The organism is Iodobacter sp., assembly GCF_025352645.1.
Lineage (GTDB): Bacteria > Pseudomonadota > Gammaproteobacteria > Burkholderiales > Chitinibacteraceae > Iodobacter.
This window is the reverse complement of sequence record NZ_JANXSO010000107.1, coordinates 1-24987: the sequence shown is the minus strand read 5'-3', so window position 1 is coordinate 24987 and position 24987 is coordinate 1. Positions and strand designations below refer to the sequence as shown.

Sequence of the window (24987 nt, the reverse complement as noted above, 5' to 3'; positions counted from 1 at the left end):
AATGGCAACCGTTTCATTAAAAGGCATTAAAAAAGCGTTTTCATCGGTATACACCCTGCATGGCATTGATTTAGAAATCAAAGATGGCGAGTTTATTGTGTTTGTTGGCCCATCGGGCTGCGGCAAATCGACCTTGCTGCGCACTATTGCAGGCTTAGAAGACATCACCGATGGCGAAATGTGTATCGATGGCCTGCGCGTAAACGAGCTGCCGCCGGTAAAACGCGGCATTTCTATGGTGTTTCAAAGCTATGCGCTGTACCCGCATATGGATGTGTTTGAAAACCTCGCCTTTGGCCTGAAGCTGGCAGGCATGAAAAAAGCCGAATACACGCCGCTGGTAGAGCGGGTGGCCAAAGTGTTGCAAATCGAGCCTTTATTACACCGTAAGCCGCGCGATATGTCCGGCGGGCAGCGGCAGCGGGTGGCGATTGGCCGCGCCATTGTGCAAAAGCCCAAGGTGTTTTTGTTTGACGAGCCGCTGTCTAATCTGGATGCGTCGCTACGGGTGCAGATGCGGATCGAAATTGCCCGTTTGCACCGCGAGCTGGGTAGTACCATGATTTATGTTACCCACGATCAGACCGAAGCGATGACGCTGGCTGATCGCATTGTGGTGCTGCGTGCTGGGCAGGTAGAGCAGGTGGGTACGCCGATTGAGCTGTATTACCAGCCAGATAATCTGTTTGTAGCGGGTTTTATTGGCTCGCCAAAAATGAATACTTTAAGCGCCAAGATCGTCGCTATTGATGAAGGCCGCGTGACGGTCGCTTTAGCAGATGGCAGCCAGCTTGCGGTGACGGTGGATGCGGCAGGCGCAAACATTGGTGACGAAGTCACACTGGGTGTGCGCCCCGAGCATTTAAAAATCTCAGCGGCGGCAGGCAGTAATGCGTTGAGCGGCACCACGCTGGCGCTGGAGCAGCTGGGTGAAGCATCGATGTTGTATTTAGAAGTACCCGGTATGCGGGATACCTTTGTGGCCCGTATGCCTGCGCTATTTAGCTCAAAACAGGGTGAGCGCAGCGTGCTGCACTTTAAGCCAGAGCACGGGTTTTTGTTTAAAGCCGATGGCAGCGCAATGCGCCGTCTTCACCCACTGGCCGAATAATCATTCCTGATTAGCTGGATCGCTCAGCAGACATCATCTCAAATATTAAATACAAGAAAATCGTCATCCCCGAGTGTTTTTATCGGGGATCCAGAGAGGTTGAGCACGGCAGAGCTGGATTCCCGCCTTCGCGGGAATGACGATTCAACAAGCTGAGCTAAGTCGCTAATCAGGTAATCACTTGGCTGTTTTAACAATTGCAGGTTCTTTTCGCCTTCGCACGGTGTGATTGCGGCGGGGGCTTTGCTCGGTTTTTTTGGAGGGTTTATGAATACAACACGCCGTCAATTTGGCAAGTTTGCCGTTTCTTCCATCGCAGTAGCGATTGCGATTTCCTTTGCTGGCCCCGCGTTTGCTGCGGATAAGCTGGTGATTTGGGTGAATGGCGATAAAGGCTATAAGGGTATCGAGCAGGTGGGTGCAGCGTTTACCAAGGCCACTGGGGTAGAGGTGGTGGTGGAGCATCCGGAAGATGCACCTTCTAAATTTCAGCAAGCGGCCGCTGCAGGCAAAGGCCCGGATATCTGGATCTGGCCGCATGATCGCCTGGGGGAATGGATGACGGCAGGCTTGCTTAGCCCGATTACGCCATCCAAAAAAGTGCAGGCCGAGATCGATCCGCTGGCTTGGAAAGCCTTTACCGTAAATGGTAAGCAATGGGGCTATCCGATCGCGATTGAAGCGCTGGCGCTGATTTACAACAAAGACCTCGTGCCTGTGCCGCCTAAGAGTTTTGATGATGTGATGGCGCTGGATAAAAAACTGGCCGCGCAGGGCAAAAAAGCCATTCTGTGGGATTACGGCGAGCCTTATTTTAGCTGGCCCTTGCTGGCAGCAGGCGGTGCGTATGCCTTTAAGCCTAAGGGCGATGGGTCTTACGATGCGAAAGATGTGGGCGTCAACAATGCCGGTGCGATTGCGGGCTTAGAAACCATTAATAAAATGATTAAAACCGGCGTGATGCCAAAAAGCGCTACCTATGCCGATATGGAAGCCGGTGTGAATCAGGGCAAAATCGCCATGATGATCAATGGCCCATGGGCTTGGGATAATCTGAAAAAGAGCAAAATCAATTGGGCGGTTGCACCCATCCCCACCATTAACGGCAAGCCAGGCGCGCCATTTGTGGGCGTATTGGGCGCGATGTTGAATCGCTCATCCAAGAATAAAGAGCTGGCGGTAGAGTTTTTAGAAAACCATATGCTGTCCGTGCAAGGCCTTAAAACCATTAATGCCGATGTGCCCTTGGGTGTGCCTGCCAATAAAGTGTTCTTTAACGAGCTGAAATCTGATCCGGCCATTAAAGCCTCGATGGAATCCGCCAAAGCGGGCCAGCCTATGCCGAATATCCCAGAGATGGGCCGCTTCTGGGCTTCATTAAAATCAGCATTGCAAAATGTAACCCAAGGCCGCCAAACCCCTAAGCAGGGCTTGGATGCTGCGGCGGCACGGATTAGCAGTAAGTAGGGCAGTCGCAAGACGTTTTCCTTAGCTTTGATGAACCACAGAGGAGGACACAGAGCTCCACAGAGGAAACCTAAGACATGCCTTTGGATTTTTTCTGTGAAACTCTGTGCTCTCTGTGGTTCGAGATTTTGCGCTCTTGGTCGTTAATCCGATGGCATGAACTGCCTCTTGTGTAAGGTGGCTAAAACCCACCAGATTTTGGTATGCACCAGCATCTAGCAAAACGATAAAACACGGCGGGTATTACTCGCCCTAAGATGATTCGATGTTTGAAATGTTTAATAGCAAGGGCGTAGCGGGGTTTTGCGCCGAAGGAAGAAATGATGGGCGGATTGAATATGCGCTGGCTGTTGGCTTCGCTAGGTGCGGTGCTGTTTTTGGCGGGTTTGTGGCTGCTATTGGGCGTTTATCAAGCTGGCCATCCGCTCAGTGCCGTGGGTGGATTGGTGGTGATGGCAGCGAGCGCTTGGGTGTTTTTGTCGCCCAAAGCTTACGCTTACCGTTATCTCTATCCGGGCGTGGCGGCCGTGCTGGTGTTTATTGTTTTCCCCGCTGTGTATACCGCGGGCATTGGCTTTACTAATTACAGCTCGACCAATCTGCTGAGTTTTGATCGCGTAACGGCTTATATGCTGAGCGAAACCACTACCGCAGATGGCGCTGGTATGGCGTTTTCCCTGCATCAGGCTGGCGGGCAATACCAGATTAAATTGAGCGATGAAGCAGGGCAGAGCTGGGTTTCTCCACCCGTTAAGTTAGAAGACAACAAGCCACAGCAGCTGCAATTGCAAGCGGTTGGCAATGAAGTTTTGCCGGAGAAAGAGTCCTTAAAAACGGTGATTGCCAAGCAGCCAGCATTAAAAGCGTTGCGTGTTTCATTGCCCGCAGAGACCAAACAATGGCGCTTAAGCAGCCTCAGCCAGTTTTCGCCCACTCAGCTTTTATATCAAAAAAATGCCGATGGCAGTTTGCGTAATACCCAAGATAACTCCTTGATTAAGCCTAACTTTAAAACCGGCTTTTACGAAACAGCCTCAGGTGAAAGTCTTGCCCCGGGCTTTAAAGTGAATGTGGGTTTTAGTAATTTCACGCGGATTTTTGCCAGCGACGATTTCCAGGGGCCAATGTTTAAAATCTTTGGCTGGACGGTGTTGTTTGCCTTTTTAACCGTGGTGTTTACCTTTGTGGTGGGCATGGCTTTGGCGGTGGTGCTGAATTGGGAAGCGCTGCGTTTTCGCGGGGTGTACCGCACCTTACTGTTTTTGCCTTACGCCGTGCCGGGGTTTATTTCTATTTTGGTATTTCGTGGCTTATTTAATGAGAGCTTTGGTGAAATCAATATGGTGCTTAACGGTCTGTTTGGCTTGCGGCCCGCTTGGTTTTCCAACCCGTTTAATGCCAAGGCAATGATTTTAATTGTAAACACTTGGCTGGGTTATCCTTACATTATGCTGCTGTGCTCTGGGCTGATTAAATCCATCCCCAGCGATTTATACGAAGCATCGGCCATCAATGGTGCAGGTCCGCTGACTAATCTATTTAAAATTACCCTGCCGCTGATTTTAAAACCCATGATGCCGCTGTTGATTGCTTCTTTTGCGTTTAACTTTAATAACTTTGTGCTGATTAGCTTGCTCACCGATGGCCGCCCAGATTTTATCGATAGCAAAGTGCCCGCTGGCACTACGGATATCTTGGTTTCTTATACCTATCGCTTGGCATTTCAGGATTCGGGGCAGAATTTTGGCCTAGCTGCGGCCATTTCTACGGTGATTTTTGCGCTGGTGGCGGTGTTGTCCTTGATTAACTTAAAGCTGACCCGTGTTAATCAAGAGGAGAAACGATAATGGCTATGGTGCTGGATCGTTCACATAAATGGCGAGTACTGGGCGCGCATCTTGCGCTGATCGCCTTTTTACTGCTGATTTTATTTCCGTTTTTTATGATTATTTCTATCTCGCTGCGGCCAGGAAATTTTGCGGCCGGTAGCTTAATCCCAGACGCCATTAGCTTAGAGCACTGGAAGCTGGCGCTGGGCTTTAGCTATTTAGATGGCGATGGTGTGCTGGTTAAGCCGCAATTTCCTGTGCTGCTGTGGTTGTTTAACTCGGTGAAGGTGGCGTTTATTAGCGCGGGGGTGATCTTGCTGCTGTCTACCAGCTGCGCCTATGCTTTTGCTCGGCTTAAATTCCGTGGCCGCGTATTTGGCATGAATGCCTTGCTGCTCTTACAGATGTTCCCCGCCGTGCTGTCGTTGGTGGCGATTTATGCCATCTTTGATCAAATTGGCAATTATGTGCCGTGGCTGGGGATTGATACTCACGGCAGCTTAGTGCTGGCTTATGCGGGGGGTATTGCCCTGCATATTTGGACGATTAAAGGCTATTTCGACACCATTCCGGTAGAGATTGAAGAAGCCGCCAGAGTGGATGGTGCTACTGCGTTTCAATCCTTCCGCTACGTGCTGTTGCCGATGGCCGTGCCGATTTTATTTGTGGTGTTTTTGCTGGCCTTTATCAGCGGCATTATCGAATACCCCGTGGCATCTGTGCTGCTGCACGAGCAAAACAATATGACGCTGGCGGTTGGCTCCAAACTCTATCTCTACACCCAGAATTACTTATGGGGCGATTTTGCCGCCGCCGCCATTTTATCTGGCCTGCCGATCAGCCTGCTTTTTCTCTTTGCTCAACGCTGGATGGTGTCTGGTTTGACTTCGGGTGGGGTAAAAGGGTAGCGGTGGTGCGCGCCAGCTTTTCTTGCTGCGGCTTTGTTGCCAGCTCAACAATGGCACTAAGCTGAGCCCAAGGCGCGCTTGAGGCGGAAAATCTTTGCTGGCAATCAGCATGTCGGTGCTTATAGATGGCTCTGGGTATAGTTTGGAGTGGATGGGTGAAATAGAGTTACTTCACCCCTCTATTGCTTAGGCTTGGCTTACGGCATTGCCCGATACTTTCATCTGCACCGTTGCTCCGCCTTTGCGGCTGGCAACTTTAATGCTTTCGGTGCGAATTGCCGGTTTCATCTGGCCATCCATATGGCCATTAACAACGCCAAGGATGGTGGCGCTGGCTAAATCAAAGAGCAAATTAAGCTGTGCATTGCCGCCTACATGGATATGGTTAATGCCGCTTGTGCCTGGGGCCGAGCGGCCATCTGCTGTTTTATTAAAAACCATGCGAACAGCTTGGGCCATTTGAGCGTCGCTGCCTTCAATTTCGGCCACCGCTTGCTGATGCACCTGCCCTAAATATTGCTCAATGGGGCGATGCGGACTTCCCCAGGGTGTATCTACTTTTTGGGCTACCCAGCGGATATTGTCTTCGGTGGCGCGATCTGGGTAGGCAGATCGAATGGCCTCTTCAATTTTTGCTCTGATGGTGTTCTGATGAATTGCACGGCTGGATGCGGCATTTCGACGTAGCCATTCCAGATTGGGGTGATCCTTAAATCTATTATATTGAATCGAAGTAAATGCCATATGGGTAGCTCCAGTAGGTATTTCAATTAAATATAGGGGCAAGCAAGAATGTATTGTTATAAAAGCATATTACTGGAGTGTCTGTCAGGTAATTTATTTATTTATTTTGAAAATAAGGAGGGATTGGCCAGGTGATTTAATTGGCATATTTTTAGTTAACTAAAATAGAGTAGAAAAAAAACAACATTATTGAGTGTATTCATATTTATTAGGATATGCCGCCTTGCTATTTTAAAAACTTACAAATTGGATTGAATCACTGCGTAATTTATCTCCTGAAAGGCGAAGCCTGAATTTATAGAGATCTAAAGGGGTAAGGGCTTTAAGTTATTTAAGTGGGCTGATGTTTTTATGCCATATTGTGTAAATTTCTCTCCATTCATCTTTATTATTGCCTAGGCTGGATGCTATAGCCTGATTGGGATTTATTGCATGGATCAGCTTCACTTTTCGCACGCTAAAGCTTGTCAGCTTTTATATCTGCACCATTTGCAAACTCGGCGTGAGGCTTGGCATGCATTTAGTCAATCGGGAATCGCTTGGTTTATGTATAGGTACGATGGCGAAGGGGTGATTCTTAATCCGCAAACCGGCTTAATTTGGCAAGAACTACACACGCCAAGTGCGTTAGATTTAACACGGGCGCATAGCAAGGTGCGCCAGCTAGAGTGGGCTGGTCTGGCCAATTGGCGCTTACCTACACGCACGGAGCTGATCGATATTGTCTACGCGCCAGGCTTTCCGCTACGCGAAGAATACAATTGGTTTGATTGTCCGCTTTGGTTGCACGATAAGGGCTGCTTGTATCTGGATCAGCCTGATGAATTTATGGGCCCAGATGGCGTGGCCAATATGATTGCCGTGGACGATACGCTTTGCGCTGATTGGCCGAGCAGCTATCCGCAAGGCTTGTTTGAGCTGGGCTGGAGCTGGCTGGGGGCGTGGACCAGCAATGCGCGCTTTCCTAAATCTAGCAAGTTTGATGCGGCGCTTACGGCGTGGAAAAGATGGCGCTCGCTTGCCTCGGCAGAAAACGATGGTTTTCATGCCCTAGATATTAATGCGACAGATTGGCCAGCGTTATTGCGCAAGCTAGATTACATCAGCACCCGCTTGCCTGATATTGATAGCAGCACTTTTTCTGACGCGGCCAAAGGCTTGTGGGAGCTATGGCCCGTGCCCAATATGGCCAGTCATAAAAAAATTGCCCTGATCAATGATGGGCTGATCCGCTCGCGTAACCCAGAGCTGGATATTCGCGACGCCAATGTGGCGATTGATTTTGGTACCAGCAGCACCGTGGTGGCGTTTCGGGAAGGGGCGCAAGACCGTTTGCTACGCATTGGCGAAAGCAATTTATGGGAGCAGCCGCAGGCCAGTGATTATGAAAACCCCACGGTGTTAGAAATCATGGATTGGCAGGCGCTGATGGCGGCGTGGACCTCCGAGGTGTACCGCCCTTTGGTGGATTGGCGAGATATTCATTGCGCCCATGAAGCCCGTGATCATCTGCGCGAAAACCATAGCGATCCTAAACGTATCGCCAGTATTTTTAGCCGTATGAAGCAATGGGCACTGGATGATTTTCCTACGCGGATTAGCGATCAAATCCACCAAGAAGAGCGTATTTTGCCGCCTTTTAATCGCTATCCAGCCAAAAAAGTGGAGGATGTTTATGCGGATTTTAATCCAATAGAGCTGTACGCTTGGTTTTTGGGTATGTTTATTAATTGGCGACAACGTGGGGTTTTTCTGCGCTATTACATGACTTTTCCGGTGAGTTTTCCGCATAGCACTAAGGAAAACATCTTAAATGCCTTCCGGCATGGTTTGCAGCGCAGCCTACCAGAGTGTCTGGTGCATGGCCCGCATATGGCGCAATTTAGAGTAGAAGAGCGTGGCTCCGAGCCCGCCGCCTACGCCGCCTGTGCTCTGAAAGCACTGCAATTGTCACCAGTTGCGCATGGAATGGGGCGGGCGTTTGCGGTATTTGATTTTGGTGGAGGCACCACCGATTTTGATTTTGGCTATTACCGCCTGCCGGATGCCAGCGAGCAGGAAGCAGGTTGGGAAGAGGTGATCGAGCACTTTGGCGCATCGGGGGATAGGATGTTGGGGGGTGAGCAATTGCTGGAAAACCTTGCCTACCTTACTTTTCGGCATAATCTGCCGCAGTGCCGTGCGCATAAAATTGCTTTTTTATTGCCGCAGGATGCAGAAGACTTTGCCGGATCGGATATGTTTTTGGAGAAAACCCGCTCTGCGCTGACCAATAGCATTGTACTGATGGGGCGTTTGCGCTCTTTTTGCGAAACGGGCAATTTAGAAGGCTTGGAGCAGGGCGATGTATGCAAAATGCCGCTGCTGGATCGGGATGGGCAAAAAGTAGAGGTGGCGTTTCAGATTCCGCAGCATGCATTACGGGATTATCTACGTAGCCGGATTGAGCGCGGTGCGATTGCTTTTTTTGCCGCCATGCAAGACGCATTTAAAAGCCACGGCGGCTTGCCCAAGGCGGTGGATGTGTTATTAGCGGGCAATGCCTGCCGCTCGCCTTGGGTGCTAGAGTTGTTTGGCTTGGAGGGCTCACTGATTGGCGCGATTATGGCGTTTGAGCAGCTAGAAATCTCCGTTCACCCGCCATTACTGGCCGACCCAAGCAACCCATGGCGGCCTACCGCCAAAACAGGCGTGGCATTGGGGTTGCTGCGGCTATGCCCTGGAGAAACCCTAAAGGTGATTAATCGTTCTTTATTAAAAGACGACGCGCCATTTTTATTCTCTGTAGGCAAGCTACTGAATGGTGAGTTCGATCCCTGCCTGCCCGCGCATGGCCCTTATGGCCGGTGGCACGAAGTAGGGCGGCCACTAGATGGGGTCTTTAATTTGGCCTATACCCATTCCCCCCGTGCTCGCACCGATCAGCGCATGGACAGGAGCGACCCCGATTTACGCTATAAACGTATCGATTTTCCTGAAAGCAGTGAAGGGCAAAAAGTCTACTCCCGCGCCATTGCCCCCAACCTCATCGAAATTTGCCTCGCGCATGATTTAAGCCATGCTGGCGAGCCAGAGCCAGCTTGTCATTTTTTACAGCTGGCCTTGGCTTAGGATGATTGAGTTGATGCGCAACTTACTCTGTTGTGCATTAGCTAGGTTGAACGCGTGAAATAATCAGTCCTTGATCAAGACTAAAAGCCAGTATTCCGCCAATACAATACATCAGCAAATCACTTGGGCTAAAAGTATTGCCAATCGCAATAGCGAGTACGCTGCCTTTTTGTAGGCCAAGTAAATCCACTAAATGAATATATTGCAGGCTTTCTACAATAAAGCCGATCAAGCACGCTAATACCATGCTAATTTTAGGCTGGATGCTATTGGCACGCATTAGGGCATAAATCAGCACAATCACCAACATATCCCCCACGCTGCCACGGATAAACGTATTGCCAACGATGCCTTTGGCGATAGCTATTTCTGTGAATAAAATAAGTAGGGCAATCAAGTAATAGAGCGGGCGGCTGCGCATGGATTTCTCTTGTTTATGCAATAGCGGGAGGCCGCCAGTATTCATTAATTGTTTGGGCTTGTCTGCCTTTTAGCGTTGTGGATTGCCTTAAATACGCATATTTTATTCTTGACTGTGAATTAAATGTTAATAGCCGGTGCAAGTACGGGCATTTCAGGTGCTTAGACTTTCTCTCTGATGAAAAGCTTGCTATTTGCCTGCCGCAGTTACTGGCCGCTATCTCGTCAATCACGATATAACTGGCGGTGGCGATGAGGCTTAAGAATGTCTCTAAAGCTTCAAAGGAGCTGGCCTTATAGGGTGGCTCATTATTTATACAAAGCTGTTGTTTTTTGAAGTGTATTTACCTTCGTGGCATGGGTATTTAACTTGTTTATTACTTTTTATAACTAAGATGAGCGCAATTAAGTTTTATTCTGCGGGGTTTGAATATGGCTGTTTTTGCTCATGTAGTGACGTTTATGCAATTTGTACGCGCTGTAAACACCAGCTATTCACGGTTTCGCACTAGCTCGCTTGCGCCCTTGGTGGCTGTGTTAAATGATCCGGCAGGCACTACCTTACAGGTGGTAGCCGAAATCGTACGCATCAGAGGTCTACCCGATGCTGTGTATGTTAATAAAGCGAATAAGTATAAAAAAGCCCTGCATTACTTACAGCGAATGTACCCAGTGCCACGGGCCCAATGGGTGCCGCTGTATGCGCAAAGAGCAAGAGCGGTGCGTTATACCCAAGCGGCCATGCCTGTGGCATTTAATCCATTAGGGCCAGGGATGTATAACCAGACCCATCGCATCCACCCAGTGTGCCAGTGGGAAGGGGCGCCCAATCCTTTGAGTGTTGAGGATTTTATTTACACCACGGCAGGGGCTGTGGGCGTGGTGATGATTCATTTAACCGGTACGCCAAATGGTATTTATGAGCGAGTAGATGGAATGCGGGTGGTCGATCATATGAAATCAGTTTTGACGGCTATCGAGTATCGCAATGGGGGCGTTTGTGCGCTGAATATTGGTGCTGCGCCGCTGTGCCCAGATTTACAGGCAGAATTTAATCTTTGCGCCAATATGCTGGTAATTGAGCTTGGGGCTAGGCATATGGGGGGTGTGCATGCGGCGTTTAATACCTTTGTTACGGGCTTTGCCACCATTGTGGTGATGGGCTTTGATGCAGATATTTGTGTGCGGGCTAATTTATTTGGTACGGCGGAGCATGTTGCGGGCTCTGCTGTGGGGGCATCGTCTGTGGCGCCTTTAACAACTCAGGCGGATGTGATTACCTCCCGCGCTATGCTGGTGACGGTGGGGCAGATCAGTGGCGTGGAGTATGGTTTAATTCAGGGGCTTTAGCTGCTTCTGCTAGAGATAAAAGCAGCTAAACGATTTATGCTCATTTTTTTAACCTAAAAAAACCACGAAAGATTCGTGGTTTTTTAGGTTTAGTGATGGGTTTAATATTGCATGCCATCTTCGGGTGATGTGTCAGGTGTTTCGTTGGGTGATCCATTTTGCGCTGTATCAGGAGGCGGCATTCTGCGGCTAGGAGCAGATGCTTGATCAGGGTTTGGATATTCTGGGGAGTCGATTCTCATATCTGAGGCTGGCGGGGTACGCGCATCAGCGTGCATTTCTGAGGTTTTGTTAAACGCGCTGTAATCAGCCCACTTGGAGATATCTGCCCAAGCAGCAGTAGCTGCAAAGCTGGCAATCATGGATGCAATCAATAGATATTTTTTCATAGAGCACTTCCTTCTGAGTAGAAAACCAATCAATGATTTCTCACTGATACTTCATTAGTAGCAAGTGCTGTGCCAGTTTGATATTATCAATGTATTCAATGACTTATGATTTAATGGTGCTCCGCACTAGAATTGCTTTGTCTGGGCTGCACGACAGAAAAACACTGTTTTATATAAGCCATTGATTTCTTTGAAAATAATTTGTAGTTAATGAGCGACGATGATCAAAAGGAAATAAAGCACTATTAATAGAGTCGTCACCGTCTTTTATCTATTTGCTGAGTTTCACCCATAAAAAAACCACGAACGCATTCGTGGTTTTTTTATGGGCAGTGAAGCGATTAAACAATACGAGCGCTCGCTGGTGCAGAGGCATCCGTTGTTGCATCGGCACGCAGGCTAGATGGTGCAGAGGCATCCGTGGTTGCATCAGCACGCAGGCTAGATGGTGCAGAGGCATCCGTTGTTGCATCAGCACGCAGGCTAGTTGGCACCGACGCATCGTTGGCATCGGCACGCAGGCTAGTTGGAACTGAAGCATCGTTGGCATCGGCACGTAGGCTGGTTGGAACTGAAGCATCATTTGCATCGGCACGTAAACCAGCTGGCTCAGAAGCATCGGCTGGGGTAGCACGTAAACCAGCAGGCGCAGAAGCGTCTGTTGAATTAGCCCAAACAGCAGTAGCGGCGCAAGTAGCAAATAGGGCGGCGATGAGAAGATTCTTTTTCATGGTGTGTTTCCTTTGGAGGGTAAGTCTAGATTTAACGATTTCTCGTTGGGCTTGACTACCATGTAGCAAACACCGTGCCAGTTCGTTTATTTGTTTATATTCAATAAGTTAGCGTTTTTGTGCTTCAGTGTGGGCGTGATGGATGTCGCTAATTAGCGACGTTAATACTGTGGCTTTTGTAAGTGATTGATTTATATGGATATATATTGTTGCTAAAACACGACGATTTGGCTTGAGGGCAGCGTATCGTTGGTAATTCAAGGCTTTAAGGGTTAATCCACTAGCAAAAAGCCCATCTAAGGCGGGCTTAGTTGGGCTTTAGGAATTCAGCTGCAGCAGGATTTAGAGCCAAGCTTTGTTTATGGTGCAAGACCCGCCTTAAAGGCGGCAGGGGCAAGATCGTGTTTTTGTAGGAGGCGATAAAATTCGGTGCGGTTGCGATCGGCAAGGCGGGCGCAATCACTGACATTGCCTCCGGTAAGGCGTAATAAGCGCTCTAGATAATCACGCTCAAAGAGCCGTTTGGCTTCTGCCAGCGGCTGGATGGCGGCAGCGTCGTTAAGCATGGCTTTTTGTACTTGGGCTAGCGTAATCATGGGGCCGGTAGCTAGCACGCAGCATTGCTCAACCAGATTAGATAGCTGGCGAATATTGCCCGGCCAGTTTGCGGTGCTTAAAAAACTAAGCGCATCGGCGGCAAAGTGGCAATCGGTTTTGGCGTAACGCTCTACTACTTGGGCTAAAAAGTGGCGGGCGAGCAGTGGGATATCTTCGCGCCGCTCGATCAGTGCGGGCAGGGCGAGCGACACCACATTCAGTCGGTAAAATAGATCTTCTCTAAACGAGCCATCTTGCAGTAAGGAGGGTAAATCGCGGTGGGTGGCGGAAAGCACCCGCACATTCACAGGGATGGCACGCCCTGCGCCAACGGGGCGAATTTCGCGCTCTTGCAGCACCCGCAGTAATTTAACTTGTAATGGCAAGGGCATATCGCCAATTTCATCTAAAAAAATTGTCCCGCCATCGGCCTCTACAAATAAGCCATTTTGCTTTTGGCTGGCACCAGTAAATGCGCCTTTTTCATGGCCGAATAATTCGCTTTCTAATAAATTATCGGGAATCGCCCCGCAATTTACGGCGATAAAAGGCTTGGCCGCGCGTAAGCTGGCGCGGTGAATGGCTTGGGCCAATACCTCTTTACCGGTGCCACTTTCGCCGCGAATCAGCACGCTGGCATCGGTTACCGCCACTAAGCGCGCTTCGGCGAGTAGCTCGTCCATTACGGGGCTGCAGCTGATAAAGCCTGAGCGCCAATCGTCGACATCGTGCTTTAGCGGATTGGGTGGGCTACTTAATAGCAGCGCCTGGTTTACTTTATCCAGCAGGGCTTTGCCGTCAAAAGGCTTGATTAAGTAAGCAAACATGCCGTGGCTGATGGCCTCAATCGCATCGGGAACAGTGCCGTGAGCCGTCAGCATAATTACCGGTAAGGCAGGGTAGCGGCGGCGGGCTTCTTCAAACAAGGCCATGCCATCCATGCCGGGCAGCTTCCAATCGCTCAGCATTAAATCGGCGCGTTGTACGGCCAGCGCATTTAAGGCTTCTTCGGCGCTCTCTACCGCGATCACTTCAAAGCCTGCGGCAATCAGCCGGATGGAGACGAGCCGCAAGAGATCTGGATCATCGTCTACCAGTAAGATTTTAGCGCTCATGGTTTTTTACCTCTCGCTAATAGTTCTTTTTCCATTTCTTTTAAAGCATCTAGCTTGGCGGCCAAATCATTGGCGCGCTTTTGCTGCTCTTTGGTGGCGGCGATTTGCTTATCTAGCAAGCCATTTAGCCGTTTTCGCTCGTTTAATTGGCTGGCTAAAATAAGGGCAAAGCTGCGGTTGGCGGAATCCAGATCTTGCGCAAGCAGGGCATCGAGCTGGCCTTGTACGCGGTTGATATCACTATGGTTATTCATCATTTGCTGCGCTAGATTGAGCAAGCGATCGCTAGCGCAGGTGCTGCCGGTATTTGGGGCGCTGAATTGGCTGAGGCCCGCTGCCAAGCTGCATGCAGGAATATCAGGGCTTGGTGTAGTAGGGGGAGCAGCAGCAGGTACAGGTATTGGGGCGGGTGGTGGGAGGCTGACGCAGGCGCTCAACATAAGCGCTGCAAGAGCCAACGGTTTTAGAGTGAATTTCATGGTTTGCCTTGTGCTAACTGCCAGTGCAAGCGAAAGCATGCACCGCTTGGGCAGGGTATAAGTTCAACATCACCTTGCATTAATTGGGCAAAGCTTCTGGCCATGGTAAGGCCAATGCCCGATCCGGCGCTCTCGCCAGCTGGCGCTGCGCCACAGTGAAAGGGCTCAAAAATAGCTTCTGCATCTTGCTTGGCCACGCCTGGGCCTTGGTCTTCAATTTCTAGCCAGCTTAGTGAGTGATCCCGGCCGTAGCGAATCAGTAGCTCACCCTGTGGCGGGCTAAAGCGGATGGCATTCAGTAGTAGGTTGTCGAGGATAATCCCTAGCTTGGCGTGATCAGCATAGCCAAACGGCTCTTGGCCGGATTGCTTAACGCTTAGCGATTTTTTTTCGAGTAATAAGCGCCACTGCTGTAGGCGCTGGGCTAAAAACGCTTTAAGTACTAAGGGGCGGATTTCTAGCTCGGCAGAGAGCCAACGCCCTGCATCGTGGGCCAAGAGTGCATCCACACGCTGGCGTAAGGTGTGAACATTGCTTTGTACCATGCTACTGATTTCTTTTTGCTGGCTATTTAAGCTACCTAACACTTCCTCTTGTAATAAAGAGGAGGCCTCATGAATTACCGCAAGTGGGGTTTTTAATTCATGAGATACATGGCGAAAAAACTGCGCTTTTTGCGCCTCTAGCTGTACCAAGCGTAAATCCAGCTCAGCTAACGATTTGGCTAAGCCTTGCAAATCTGCTGGGCCAGCCATATGCCAGCTTTGGCCACGTTGCCCCTGTGCCAGCAGAGTAATCTGCCGTTTAAGCTGCACGATTGGCCAACTAAACAGTACCGCCATCAAGAGCGCCAAGGTAAGCGCGGCAATCGGCGATAGAACTGCTAGTAGATCGGCCTGCTTTTGCTTACGGCCAACCTGCTCTAGCCACTGCTGGCTTTGCTGGGCTAATTGCTGCTCAATTAAGCGCTTCTGCTCTTTTAACTCTTTATCTAGCTGTGAAAAAAGTTGGTTGAGCTGGGGCTTTTTTAAGCGCGGGCCTGGCTGGTTAAGTAGTTGGTGGATGTTTTCGCTACTTTGCCCGATTAAAGGGTTTTTGCTCTGCTGCAACACCTCTTGCGCCATAAGCAGCTGGACCTTGGCGCTACGAGCGGCATTTAAAAATGTGTCTTCGGGCAAAATTAATAATTGCCGGCTAGCACGCTCTAAATATAAAGCTTGCTCTTGGCTATGCTGTGCTGCATTCGACCAATCTTTGGCTAAAACCTGCTGCTGTTGCGCCTTAATGGTGAGCTCGGCCAAATCATAGCGAAGCTGCACCAAAGCCGCCGAAGGCATCAACGCCACTAAGGCAAAGCCAATCATCAGCAGGGTACGGAAGGAAAAATAGCGCAGCATGGGTCAGCAATAGAGCAAGAAAGAAGGGCTATCCTCCTTGGTAAAGCACGCCAAATCAAAGTAATAAATTGGCGGGCTTAGTTTGGCAACAATACTCAGCGCAAACTGATCTTGAATTCACCAAGGGACGGGGGCTCAGCAATATGCATAAATGTGGTGGCTATTAGCATGGGAGAGCAGCTTATTTCCACATAAAATAAGTCACTAAGGTGGCGAGTGGTTTTGCGTTTTAGGTTAAAAAAAGGGAAAGAGATTATTGATCTAAAAAGAGGCCTTTTGCTACCGATTCATCGATGAGCTGCAAGGCCAGTTCCCCAAGCTCGGGGGCGATTTGCATAATAAACTCTTTTTTTGCAATGACTTGGCTTTTGCTGATTGGGGTTTGCTGCAGATTGCCAATAAATGGTTGAGTATGGGCTGTAAATTATCCAAGGCAGCAGCATAGTTTGCTTCTGCCGTGGTTCTGGTCTCAAACTCATGCCATAGGCAAAGAAACTTTTGATTTTGCGCGGCAGGCTATACACCCAATACTTTCTATCTAAAGCAGAATCATTCTCCTTGATGTTAAATTGATTGGACTTTATCGAATGACTTGTGCCGCATTGCCTCGCAATATTGCCTTGATTTTAACTGAGTTTCCGCCCAGCTTTGGTGGGATGCAAACGCATGCCGAATTTTTGGCGAGTGCTTTGCAGGCCGCAGGCTATCGCATTTGTGTTTACACCTATCGCTGTGATGATCCTGCTTTGAGTTATGCTGCGGCGGATTTTGACCGTGATTGTGGCTATCCAGTGCGCCGCGTATTAAGCCGTATTGGTTTTTGGGCTAATTTGGATTTGCTCTCCAAGCGCATTGCACAGGATCATGCCGAATTGATCTACGCCTCGAATGTGTATTACGGCGGCTTGGGCGCAATGCTAAAGTTGCCCGTGATTTGCCGCTCGGTTGGCAATGATGTGCAGCGCCCTTGGATTGCGTATCCGTTTCGATTTGCTAGCCGTTGGCTTAGCCATCCTAGCCTAGAAAAATCTCTACATCGTTGGTATCGGCGTTGGAATTCACCGGAGTGGTTGGAGGCGCTGCTAAGGCGGCAACGGCTCAAGCTGATGCAACACAGCGCCTGTGCACATCAACGAATTCTGGCCAATAGCGCATACACCCGTGATTTATTGCAAGCAAGCGGCGTGAAAGCCCAGCGAGTGCAAATTTTAAGTGGTGGCGTCGATAGCCAGCGATTTCAGCCAAACTTAACCCTCAGGTTGAGCACACGTGCTGAATTGGGGCTAAGCGCTGAGGTGCCGATCTTGCTTACTGCCTGCCGTTTGGTAGCGAAGAAAGGCCTTGATTTTTTGCTGGGGCAAGTCTTGGCGCTGCGCCAGATTGCGCCCGGATTGCAGTTATTGATCGTTGGCGATGGGCGGGAGCTACGCCGCTGTAAGGCCCAACTTAGTGCATTGGGCTGCGCGAAGGCGGTGATCTTTTTAGGCCGCGTGCCACAGGCAGAGATTCAGCGCTATTACGCGGCGGCAGATTATTTTGTGCTGGCCAGCCGAGTCACCACCCAGCAAATCAGCGGCTTTCAGGACGCCGAAACAATGGGGCGCGTCTTGTGCGAAGCCAACGCTGCTGGTATTCCACTGATCGCCAGCCGCTCGGGTGGAATCCCTAGCGTGGTGCGCCATGAAGATAATGGCTTATTATTTGAAAGTGATAATGCGGCTGATTTTTTGCAGCAATTTCAGCGCATTTACCATGATCCCGTATTACGCCAGCGTCTCATTGAAAGCGGCCTTGCACGCGCCAAACAGGAGTTTGACTGGTCGGTATTGATTCCGGCGCATGAGGCCTGCTTTGCTGAGGTGTTAAGTGCTTCGCAATAAATTGCCAATATTATGCCCATCTTGCTCGGCATTTCCTTGCAGGCGGTAATCCAGTGGTACTACTGGATCGCTGGTAAAAATTCTCAGGGATGACACTTGGTTAGCCAATCTAGAATGCAAGAAAACTTATGTTGAGAAATAAGCGAGCAAAGAAGTGATGATTTAATTTAATGGCAAATGGTGATTTGCCAGCGTTGTTATTTTTAAGTCATATCTATAGAAAAGCGTTTTTCCTTGAAATGGATTTCATTTCAGTAGCTCTTGATAGTCCTTTGCGCTGATTGTTATTCTTTGGTGTAGCAATCGCTGAACATTACCTTTGCTTTGATCGCTTACAGAAAAATAAAACTTACTACGCCCGCGTGTCTGGATAGGAATGCTTGAGCTGTTGATAGATACGCCAGCAAAATCCACTTGGCTAGAATCGATAGAAAGCGCGGGCTGGCCCTTTATATAGCTATTGGTGGCAGTAATACTGGAGCGATTACTAATCATAGCGGCCTCTGGATTGCTAATCTGTACATTATCCATCCAGACGCTAGAATCGTTTATTTCTAAATATTTAGCATTGATATTAATGAGCTGCATCTGCTTACAGTCATTTAAAATAATCCTATCGTAATCTCCGCTTAAACGTAGATTATTTGTTTTATTACACAAATGGACGCGGCGGCTATTAATGGGCACAGTAGTGATTTTAGTAGGGATAGGCGTGGTGAGTATTTGCTGTAATCGTTCAGCAAATTCTTCTGGCCGCTCTACCATCGGCACATGGCCTGTATCAAATAGGGTGAGACGTGTTTCGGGCATGCGCCCAGCCAATAGATAGGCTGTGCGTAAGGGGGCTACAAGATCGTTTTTCCCCCAAAAAATATCAGTAGGTGTGTAGGTTTGACTGATGGTTTGGTTAAAGTCTTCATCCAGCAAAGACAATGCAGCATTAAAGGTGTGCAAATCTTTAAAAAGTTGCTCTCTTACTGAGGGGATTTTTAATAGGGGAGTGGGATCGGGCAAAACATCGTCTGCAGTTTCGATAAGGCTAGAGCGCAGCTGATTTACTTTTCGGGTGGCAAAATTAATTAGCATATTGGGTAAATTACTTTCAGCCAGCTCAAAATTGAGTTTGCTGAGGTAATCAAGATAAACCGTTCTTTGCAAAATGCCCGCAGCATCAACCAGCACTAATCGTCTGACTTTATCAGGGTAATCATGGGCATAGCGCAAGCTAATGGCCCCACCTAAAGAATGGCCGATTAAAATCACCGGCCCATTTTGGGTGTATTGCTCAATCAATGCGTTAATCAGCTGACCATAATGAGCGGGGGATAAGCGCTCTACATTGTTCCCCGATAGGCCAAAGCCAGGTAAATCAAAAGCCAATACATGGTAATCACGGGCGAGCCTTGGGATTTGTGTGAGCCAATCGCGGCTGGCGCGGCTACCCAGCCCGTGCACAAGAACAACGCTTGGCTGCTGTGCTTGCCCCGCTTGTAGCACAAATACTTTGCCATTAAAAAACGGCGAATCTTGCATATGGTAGCGCCAATCTGGCGGATATCCCGCAGGGGCTGAAATCTCTGTCGGTTCGCCTGAAAGAAACGCGGTTTCAGCATGTAATGGTTTAATGATTACACAAACAAATAAAAAGTAGGCCGCGTATTTCAGCATAGGTTTGCTTTGATCTCAGGGCGAGATGATTGTAAGGATGTGTGCGCATGCTTAACGCTTTCAAAGCAAAAACAATGGATAGTTATTATTTTACTTACAAAGAACATAAGGTGTGTAATTTATTTACCTGCATCAGCACGCCGTCTTGAGATGAAAGACTAAGGTAAGAGTAAATTTAAATCGCAATAGGGGGAAAGTCGCTAGAAAAACCAAAATTGTTAAATACGGCAGGACGCAGCTTAAAAGATGAATGCTGCATCTATATGATATTTATGGATAATTATTCATATGCAACGTAGTTAGATGGCGAAATGTAGGCGTTGCAATATGCTTTAATGCGGTAATTCCCCCTCAAAGAAAACGCCGCTAGAAAATAAATGAGTGATGTTTTTTTGGTAAAAAGTCATATGGTTTAAACTTCAATTTTTTATAAACATCCAATTCTTTTTGCCAATGTGTATTTGATTGGGCTTATACCCGCATCGCTTCATGCATAAAAAAATACATTTGCATATGGCGTTATTTTATTAAGCCACGCGATGCTTGATGGAGTAGAAATGTTTTTCTACTCCCTATGCTGGGTACGCTTAGGCAGCACAACAAATTATTTAAAAGGTAATAAAGATCATGGCCATTTCTTTTTCTAAAGCGGCAGCGGTTACAAGTGCTGCTTTACTAACCGCTTGCGGGGGAGGTGGCCTATTTGATGATTCAACTACGCCTACTCCTGAACCTTGGAATGGGCCAAGTAAATACCAAGCCTATAAGCCCGATACCAGAAGTAATGCGACACCTATTTCAGTGAAAAGCAGCAATGGAGAAGTTGTCCTAGACGGGCAAAAACGCTATTTCCAAGCCAAGCAAGGCAGCTTGGGCTTTATCTTTACCGCAGGCCGCCCGTGGAATTTGGATGGGGAAAACTTTACCGGCGGTTCTGAGCAAATCAGTGGCAATCGTATGAATTATTTGCTCTATGCCGATCAAAAATCACGCGCAAATATTGGCAACGGGCCCGCAAATATAGCCAATCCGGCAATGGATTTTATTTCTTTATGTGCCCCTATCAGCAGCATTTCTTGATTAATGCCGCCGCCAACCGCCAACCGCCAATACAACAGTAGTATGTTTGTGGGCAAAAAATTACTGAGTAAGCGTTACGAGCGGGGCACTTGCTCGGAAGAGGGCAGCAGAAGAGTGTTGGAATTTGATACAAATGGTGGGGCGCGGATTAGAAACGGCAATACAACTGAAGAAACCTTATCATCTAACGATATCAATCAATTAGCCTCGGGGCAAAGCCTGCCAACCGTGGATAAGACGGCGACTCGAGAAATGCAGTTTTATTGGTTTAGGGATTCAAATGGCGAGCGCCTTGCCATTCAGGAAATTGTATATGATGCAAGTAACACTAAAAATTATATCCGTATTTGGTATTGATAATAATCTGAGCGGTTTATTTCATAAATAGTGAAGAAGAAAGAGATGGGGGACTCGATTGATTTTATTAACTAAAATCAATCGAGCCTAACTCTGTTGAATAATCACGCATAATTAAAATTAAGTACGGAGCCAATTTTAAGAAATGTAGCTCATTTCTCCCGTTCTGTGACCGACATCGCCGTTGCATTTACTCGTTAAATCCGCCTCCCTATACACTCAATAAACATGGCTTTAACAAAGCACTAAACGCGTGCTCAACAAATTCATCGTCACTAAATGCAACATTAAATCGCATATATTGCTCTGTCTGCGGCTGACGACTAAACAGCCCCCCTGGAGCGAGCAATAAGCCTTGCTTCATTCCTTCCCTCGCCAGCATTTCACTATTCACACCTGCAGGTAACTTCGCCCAAATAAACATCCCTCCGGTAAAAGGAAAGGGCAGGGTGCATCCCGCTCGCTTTAACCACGCAGAGACTCGCCCGCCGGACTCAAGTAAACGATCAGCAATCCTTTTGCGATGTTTGCCATAGCTGCCTTCATTAAGCATACGGCACAGCAATTGCTCTAATAACTCTGAAGTGCCACCACCGCTCATTAACTTAAGGTGGCTTAATTTTGCAGCTAATTGCGGTGCAGCAATCACATAACTCACTCGTGTATTGGCACTTAAAATCTTAGAAAATCCCGACAAATAACTCACATGCTCTGCTCCTGCCAATGCGGCCAGTCTGGGGGGAGGATTGCTGTGCAAGTCTCCATATAAATCATCTTCAATAATATGGCAGCCATACTCTTTGCATAATTGTAAAAGTCGGAAAGCCTGGGCAGGCGTAAATGAATGCCCAGTTGGGTTATGCAGCAATCCACAGCTTAAATAAACGCTGGGCCTGTGCTTGGCCAGCACAGCTTGAAAACGCTCAAAATCAGGCCCCTCTGCTCCCCGCTCCACTGTCACGACCTGAGCGCCATGCAAAGCTAAATTGGCATGAAAATTAAAATAGCAGGGATCATCAAGCAGCACCGTATCCCCCTGGCGGAGCAATAAGCGCAGCAGCATATCAATGCCCTGCACCGTATTTGATGTGGTCACAATCTGCTCCAAATGCACCGGCATTCCTTGCTCAGAGAGTTTTTTTTGCAATGCTTTGCGCAAAGGCGAATATCCGGCGGGGCTGCCGTAAGCAGAGACACGTAGCAATGGGGAGCGAACAGTGGCGCGCATCGCTTGGCGAAACGCATTGGTATCCAGCCATGATTCAGGTAAATGGCCGCAGCCGGGGCGCAGCTCACCGTTATCCACCAATAAGGAACGGCGTAGCACGCTAATCAAATCTTGGGGCAATAAATCAGCCTGCGGCGGATAAATCGCCTGAGGGCTTTGCGCTACCACAAAATATCCCTTGCCTTGCCTGGATATCAGTAAATTTCGCGCACGTAAGCGATCTAGAGCATCAATGACCGTAAATTTACCCACGCCCAAGAGCAAAGTTAATTCTCTGACTGAGGGTAATTTGCTACCCGCAGGCAACACGCCGCTCTCTATTGACGCAGATAAAACCTCAATAATTTGCCGGACTTTAGAAGTCCCTTTTTGAAAATGAATAGCAGGAAATGTCATGGAACTCTCTTTGTTTGCCGCTTATTTTACCGGTAAAGCAAGGTCGGTTAAATCATTACTTAAGCTGTATGGCCCTTGTTATTCAAACTACACTGGCTAAATCACACGTCAGGAAGAAGTATCAGTTAGTACTCAGTAAAAAAACACCGCGTAAACACCATTTCCCATTTATTTTCTAAAACGAAAGTTAAGGAAACTCCGCAATAAAAAATGAAAACATATATGTGCATTATCTGTGGATTTATATATTCCGAAAAAGAAGGCATCCCAGACGAAGGAATAGAGCCAGGCACATCATGGCAAGAGATTCCTGAATCATGGACATGCCCTGACTGCGGAATGGGAAAATCAGACTTCATACTTACTGAAATATAAATAAAGAACAAAACACCATATGAACAAAATTAATAAAGAACTACCATTTTGCAATGGCATTGCACACCAAAAATATTTAACTGCAGAGAAAGGAATAAAAACAGCCTATGAAACGGGATGCAGCCACTGGTATATTGATGGAAGTCTTATTGGAGAAATGGTCAGCGACTGGAATGAAACACGTATTTCAATTTTAAAAGAACTTATCCTCTCAACAAGAATTCAGCCACTATTTCATGGAAACTTCAAAGCACCACTCGCCAGCGATGTTGAAGATTTTCGCGCAGCAGCAGTGGCTTATACAAAAAAAGAAATTGATATTGCAAGCCAATTAAATGCACCGTTAATTATTCACGGCGGCTGTATTGTTGAACCAAAAACAGTTATTCAGGCAAAAAAAATTGCATTAGAAAACTACCTTAAATCAATTATTGAGCTTGCTGACTACGCAAAGACAAAAAACGTAGATATTTATTTAGAAAATCTTTCGAACTACAAAAACTACCGGCCTTTCCACTACATATTCACTTGCGCTGAAGAGTATGACTTTGTTCTTAGAAATCTGAATAACTATACAAACGTATATCTTTTTTTAGATATTGGACATGCTCACATCGGAGAAGGGAAACCAGCAGATGTGATTATAAAATATCACAAAAGGTTAAAAGGGATTTCTTTTAGTAATAACAATGGCATACAAGACCAGCATTTAGGAATTAGTGATGGATCTATTGATTATGCTGAGCTAATTTTAGCTATACACCAGACCCAATGGAGTGGCCTTGTTGCATTTGAAACAAGGAATCAATCTACAGAACAAGGCCTACAAGAATTAATAAACTTACATCAAGCTATTCAGGATGTAGCGCTAGCATAAGGAAAGAGGCAGTATTTTTGCCTCGCAAATACACACACTCGGAACAAAAGACAATGACAACAGGATTAACCCTAGAGAATTTTAGCTATTTTGTTATTTTTTGTCTTACGATGACATTCAGCCCGGGGCCAATGACCATTTTCTTGCTTAGCCTTGGTCTAAAAAGTGGCTTGAGAAGTGCGTTCCCAGCGCAAATGGGTGCAAGTCTTGCTTATTTAATTTCAATCATTATTTTTGCTGTAGGCCTTTCAGAAATAATTAAAGATTACCCGCTGCTAACTCACACCATTCAACTCACAGGCATCAGCTATATTATTTATCTGGCTTACAAGCAATGGACCAGCAAAGAAATACAAATAAATATCCATATTGATCTTAAAAACTTCAAAGATTTATTTAGCAAAGGGATGCTGACAGGAATGTCTAATCCCAAAACAATCCTGATGTTTACGGCTGTTTTCCCTCAATTTTCAGCACAAAAAGAACACCAAATGATAGATATTTCTATTTTAGGAATCACATTTCTTATTCTTCAATTTGCCAGTGGTTGCAGCTATTGTTATTTTGGTCAGCGGATTAAGCCACTACTTGATCAGCCTTCTAGGCAATCTCTATTGCATAAAACCAGTGCCGTTTTACTCCTTGCCGTAGCGGTAATGCTCTCTCGTAGCTTTCTGGCATAAAATCCCAATCCACCCTCCAGCTCATATAGGCTGTCAATTCGCATATCATGGTGGGAATCTTGTTTACCCTTTGCTCGCTTGCTGCCGATTCTTTATTCCTGCCGCCTTGCTCTTATGTCATGGGTGCTAGGTTAATCCCCAGTCCTGTCAACTTAAGGTTTGCCTTGAAATAGCCGCCCTATGGAATCTCTGAGAAATCAAGAGTGCCGGGTTTGTAGGTAATAAAATCAATAGGGGAGCTTTCCTATAGGGCTAAGCGTCATCCCCGAATGTTTTTATCGGGGAGCAATTGGTAAAGCTGGCCGTTGGGCAAATAAGCCAGTTTTTTTGTGCCACCTTTGGCGTCTTTAATCGCGGTAGGCAGGCCTTGCGCGTTGTAGCTGTAACGGGTGACGTATTGCTTAGGATCGATTTCTTTAAGTAGATTGCCTTTATCGTCGTATTCGCGCAGCCAGATATTGCCCAGCGGATCGGTAATGCTAATCAGCTGGTCTTTATCATCGTAAGTAGCTATGCAAAAATTATCTTATATTTTGTACCAAATAAACTGATAATGTTTTTTACAGATAATGTCAATGAGCTATACGTTTTGTAAGCAGACATGGGCATCCATTCATACTTTATTTTTCTCCATAAAATTTCAATTAGGTTCAATTCTGGACTGTACGTTGGCAGGTAATGCAAGCATATTCCCTGAGCCATCCAGCCATCAATTTGAGCTTTGAATTCAGCACTGTGATGAATCGATGCATTATCCAAAACAACAAGGCATGGGACTTTGGTTTTGGCGTACTC

Annotated in this window: 23 protein-coding genes and 1 pseudogene; 12 read left to right on the top strand and 12 right to left on the bottom strand. The window is 47.4% G+C overall.

The features are described from left to right. Position 1 precedes the first annotated feature (1 nt). The 4 genes from Q0R17_RS12435 (at position 2) to malG (ending at position 5315) form a co-directional block, all read left to right on the top strand. On the top strand, positions 2–1111 hold the full coding sequence (locus tag Q0R17_RS12435) for an ABC transporter ATP-binding protein (protein ID WP_293935619.1): 1110 nt from the start codon (positions 2–4) through the stop codon (positions 1109–1111). A 267-nt stretch (positions 1112–1378) separates the two neighbouring features. Then, positions 1379–2578 (top strand): maltose/maltodextrin ABC transporter substrate-binding protein MalE, encoded by a 1200-nt coding sequence (malE, locus tag Q0R17_RS12430; RefSeq protein WP_293935618.1) that lies wholly within the window; start codon positions 1379–1381, stop codon positions 2576–2578. A 320-nt stretch (positions 2579–2898) separates the two neighbouring features. Then, positions 2899–4425, top strand: coding sequence for a maltose ABC transporter permease MalF (malF, locus tag Q0R17_RS12425; RefSeq protein ID WP_293935617.1), 1527 nt, complete (start codon positions 2899–2901; stop codon positions 4423–4425). Beyond that, positions 4425–5315, top strand: coding sequence for a maltose ABC transporter permease MalG (gene malG / locus Q0R17_RS12420; protein ID WP_293935616.1), 891 nt, complete (start codon positions 4425–4427; stop codon positions 5313–5315). The genes malF and malG overlap by 1 nt, the downstream gene beginning before the upstream one ends. A 186-nt stretch (positions 5316–5501) precedes the next feature. On the opposite strand, the gene Q0R17_RS12415 is transcribed toward malG, so the two are convergent. Beyond that, entirely contained in the window at positions 5502–6059 is a 558-nt protein-coding gene (locus Q0R17_RS12415) for a hypothetical protein (RefSeq protein WP_293935615.1), read from the bottom strand. 432 nt (positions 6060–6491) lie between these two features. Here Q0R17_RS12415 and Q0R17_RS12410 point away from each other — a divergent pair, with 432 nt between their 5' ends. Further along, positions 6492–9170: a hypothetical protein gene (locus Q0R17_RS12410; RefSeq protein WP_293935614.1), complete on the top strand. Its 2679-nt coding sequence runs from the start codon at positions 6492–6494 to the stop codon at positions 9168–9170. A gap of 37 nt (positions 9171–9207) precedes the next feature. Here the strand turns inward: Q0R17_RS12410 and Q0R17_RS12405 are convergent, their stop codons facing one another. Continuing rightward, positions 9208–9591, bottom strand: coding sequence for a DUF2809 domain-containing protein (locus Q0R17_RS12405; protein WP_293935613.1), 384 nt, complete (start codon positions 9589–9591; stop codon positions 9208–9210). 431 nt (positions 9592–10022) lie between these two features. Between Q0R17_RS12405 and Q0R17_RS12400 the strand changes: the two genes are divergently transcribed. Then, positions 10023–10940, top strand: coding sequence for a hypothetical protein (locus tag Q0R17_RS12400; RefSeq protein ID WP_293935612.1), 918 nt, complete (start codon positions 10023–10025; stop codon positions 10938–10940). Positions 10941–11041: 101 nt separating this feature from the next. Here Q0R17_RS12400 and Q0R17_RS12395 read toward each other — a convergent pair whose 3' ends face one another. From Q0R17_RS12395 to Q0R17_RS20100, 6 genes and pseudogenes are all read right to left on the bottom strand, one after another. Next, positions 11042–11329: a hypothetical protein gene (locus Q0R17_RS12395; protein WP_293935611.1), complete on the bottom strand. Its 288-nt coding sequence runs from the start codon at positions 11327–11329 to the stop codon at positions 11042–11044. Positions 11330–11670: 341 nt separating this feature from the next. Beyond that, a complete protein-coding gene (locus Q0R17_RS12390) occupies positions 11671–12060 on the bottom strand; it encodes a hypothetical protein (protein WP_293935610.1) in 390 nt (129 codons plus the stop codon). A gap of 359 nt (positions 12061–12419) precedes the next feature. Further along, positions 12420–13772 carry a sigma 54-interacting transcriptional regulator gene (locus Q0R17_RS12385; protein WP_293935609.1) on the bottom strand — a complete coding sequence of 451 codons (1353 nt, stop codon included), beginning with the start codon at positions 13770–13772 and terminating at the stop codon, positions 12420–12422. Next, positions 13769–14251 carry a hypothetical protein gene (locus tag Q0R17_RS12380; protein WP_293935608.1) on the bottom strand — a complete coding sequence of 161 codons (483 nt, stop codon included), beginning with the start codon at positions 14249–14251 and terminating at the stop codon, positions 13769–13771. The genes Q0R17_RS12385 and Q0R17_RS12380 overlap by 4 nt, the downstream gene beginning before the upstream one ends. Further along, positions 14248–15648, bottom strand: a complete 1401-nt coding sequence (locus tag Q0R17_RS12375; RefSeq protein ID WP_293935607.1) for a sensor histidine kinase KdpD — start codon at positions 15646–15648, stop codon at positions 14248–14250. The genes Q0R17_RS12380 and Q0R17_RS12375 overlap by 4 nt, the downstream gene beginning before the upstream one ends. 279 nt (positions 15649–15927) lie before the next feature. Then, positions 15928–16152: pseudogene (locus tag Q0R17_RS20100) on the bottom strand (HD domain-containing protein); the annotation flags it as partial. Between the two features lie 83 nt (positions 16153–16235). Between Q0R17_RS20100 and Q0R17_RS12370 the strand changes: the two are divergent. Beyond that, on the top strand, positions 16236–17528 hold the full coding sequence (locus Q0R17_RS12370) for a glycosyltransferase family 4 protein (RefSeq protein ID WP_293935606.1): 1293 nt from the start codon (positions 16236–16238) through the stop codon (positions 17526–17528). A gap of 246 nt (positions 17529–17774) precedes the next feature. Here Q0R17_RS12370 and Q0R17_RS12365 read toward each other — a convergent pair whose 3' ends face one another. Then, entirely contained in the window at positions 17775–19196 is a 1422-nt protein-coding gene (locus Q0R17_RS12365; RefSeq protein WP_293935605.1) for an alpha/beta fold hydrolase, read from the bottom strand. Between the two features lie 627 nt (positions 19197–19823). On the opposite strand from Q0R17_RS12365, the gene Q0R17_RS12360 reads away from it, so the two are divergent. After that, complete coding sequence (locus tag Q0R17_RS12360; protein ID WP_293935604.1) at positions 19824–20276, top strand: hypothetical protein; 453 nt, start codon at positions 19824–19826, stop codon at positions 20274–20276. 3 nt (positions 20277–20279) lie between these two features. Then, positions 20280–20633, top strand: coding sequence for a hypothetical protein (locus tag Q0R17_RS12355; RefSeq protein WP_293935603.1), 354 nt, complete (start codon positions 20280–20282; stop codon positions 20631–20633). A 211-nt stretch (positions 20634–20844) separates the two neighbouring features. On the opposite strand, the gene Q0R17_RS12350 is transcribed toward Q0R17_RS12355, so the two are convergent. Beyond that, positions 20845–22257 (bottom strand): PLP-dependent aminotransferase family protein, encoded by a 1413-nt coding sequence (locus Q0R17_RS12350; RefSeq protein WP_293935602.1) that lies wholly within the window; start codon positions 22255–22257, stop codon positions 20845–20847. A 210-nt stretch (positions 22258–22467) separates the two neighbouring features. On the opposite strand from Q0R17_RS12350, the gene Q0R17_RS12345 reads away from it, so the two are divergent. Genes Q0R17_RS12345 through Q0R17_RS12335 form a run of 3 tightly spaced genes read left to right on the top strand, consistent with a single transcriptional unit; the run spans position 22468 to position 24192 of the window. Then, positions 22468–22632 carry a rubredoxin gene (locus tag Q0R17_RS12345; protein WP_293935601.1) on the top strand — a complete coding sequence of 55 codons (165 nt, stop codon included), beginning with the start codon at positions 22468–22470 and terminating at the stop codon, positions 22630–22632. A gap of 19 nt (positions 22633–22651) precedes the next feature. Next, the gene (locus Q0R17_RS12340; RefSeq protein WP_293935600.1) at positions 22652–23509 is read left to right on the top strand and encodes a sugar phosphate isomerase/epimerase family protein; all 858 of its coding nucleotides are present in this window, start codon (positions 22652–22654) and stop codon (positions 23507–23509) included. A 17-nt stretch (positions 23510–23526) separates the two neighbouring features. Beyond that, positions 23527–24192 carry a LysE family translocator gene (locus tag Q0R17_RS12335; RefSeq protein WP_293935599.1) on the top strand — a complete coding sequence of 222 codons (666 nt, stop codon included), beginning with the start codon at positions 23527–23529 and terminating at the stop codon, positions 24190–24192. Between the two features lie 259 nt (positions 24193–24451). Here the strand turns inward: Q0R17_RS12335 and Q0R17_RS20095 are convergent, their stop codons facing one another. Both Q0R17_RS20095 and Q0R17_RS12330 read right to left on the bottom strand, forming a co-directional pair. Further along, positions 24452–24706 carry a hypothetical protein gene (locus Q0R17_RS20095; protein ID WP_374759873.1) on the bottom strand — a complete coding sequence of 85 codons (255 nt, stop codon included), beginning with the start codon at positions 24704–24706 and terminating at the stop codon, positions 24452–24454. Then, the coding region (locus tag Q0R17_RS12330) for a transposase (RefSeq protein ID WP_293935598.1) at positions 24703–24987 on the bottom strand (285 nt) is incomplete at its 5' end. The genes Q0R17_RS12330 and Q0R17_RS20095, both read right to left, overlap by 4 nt.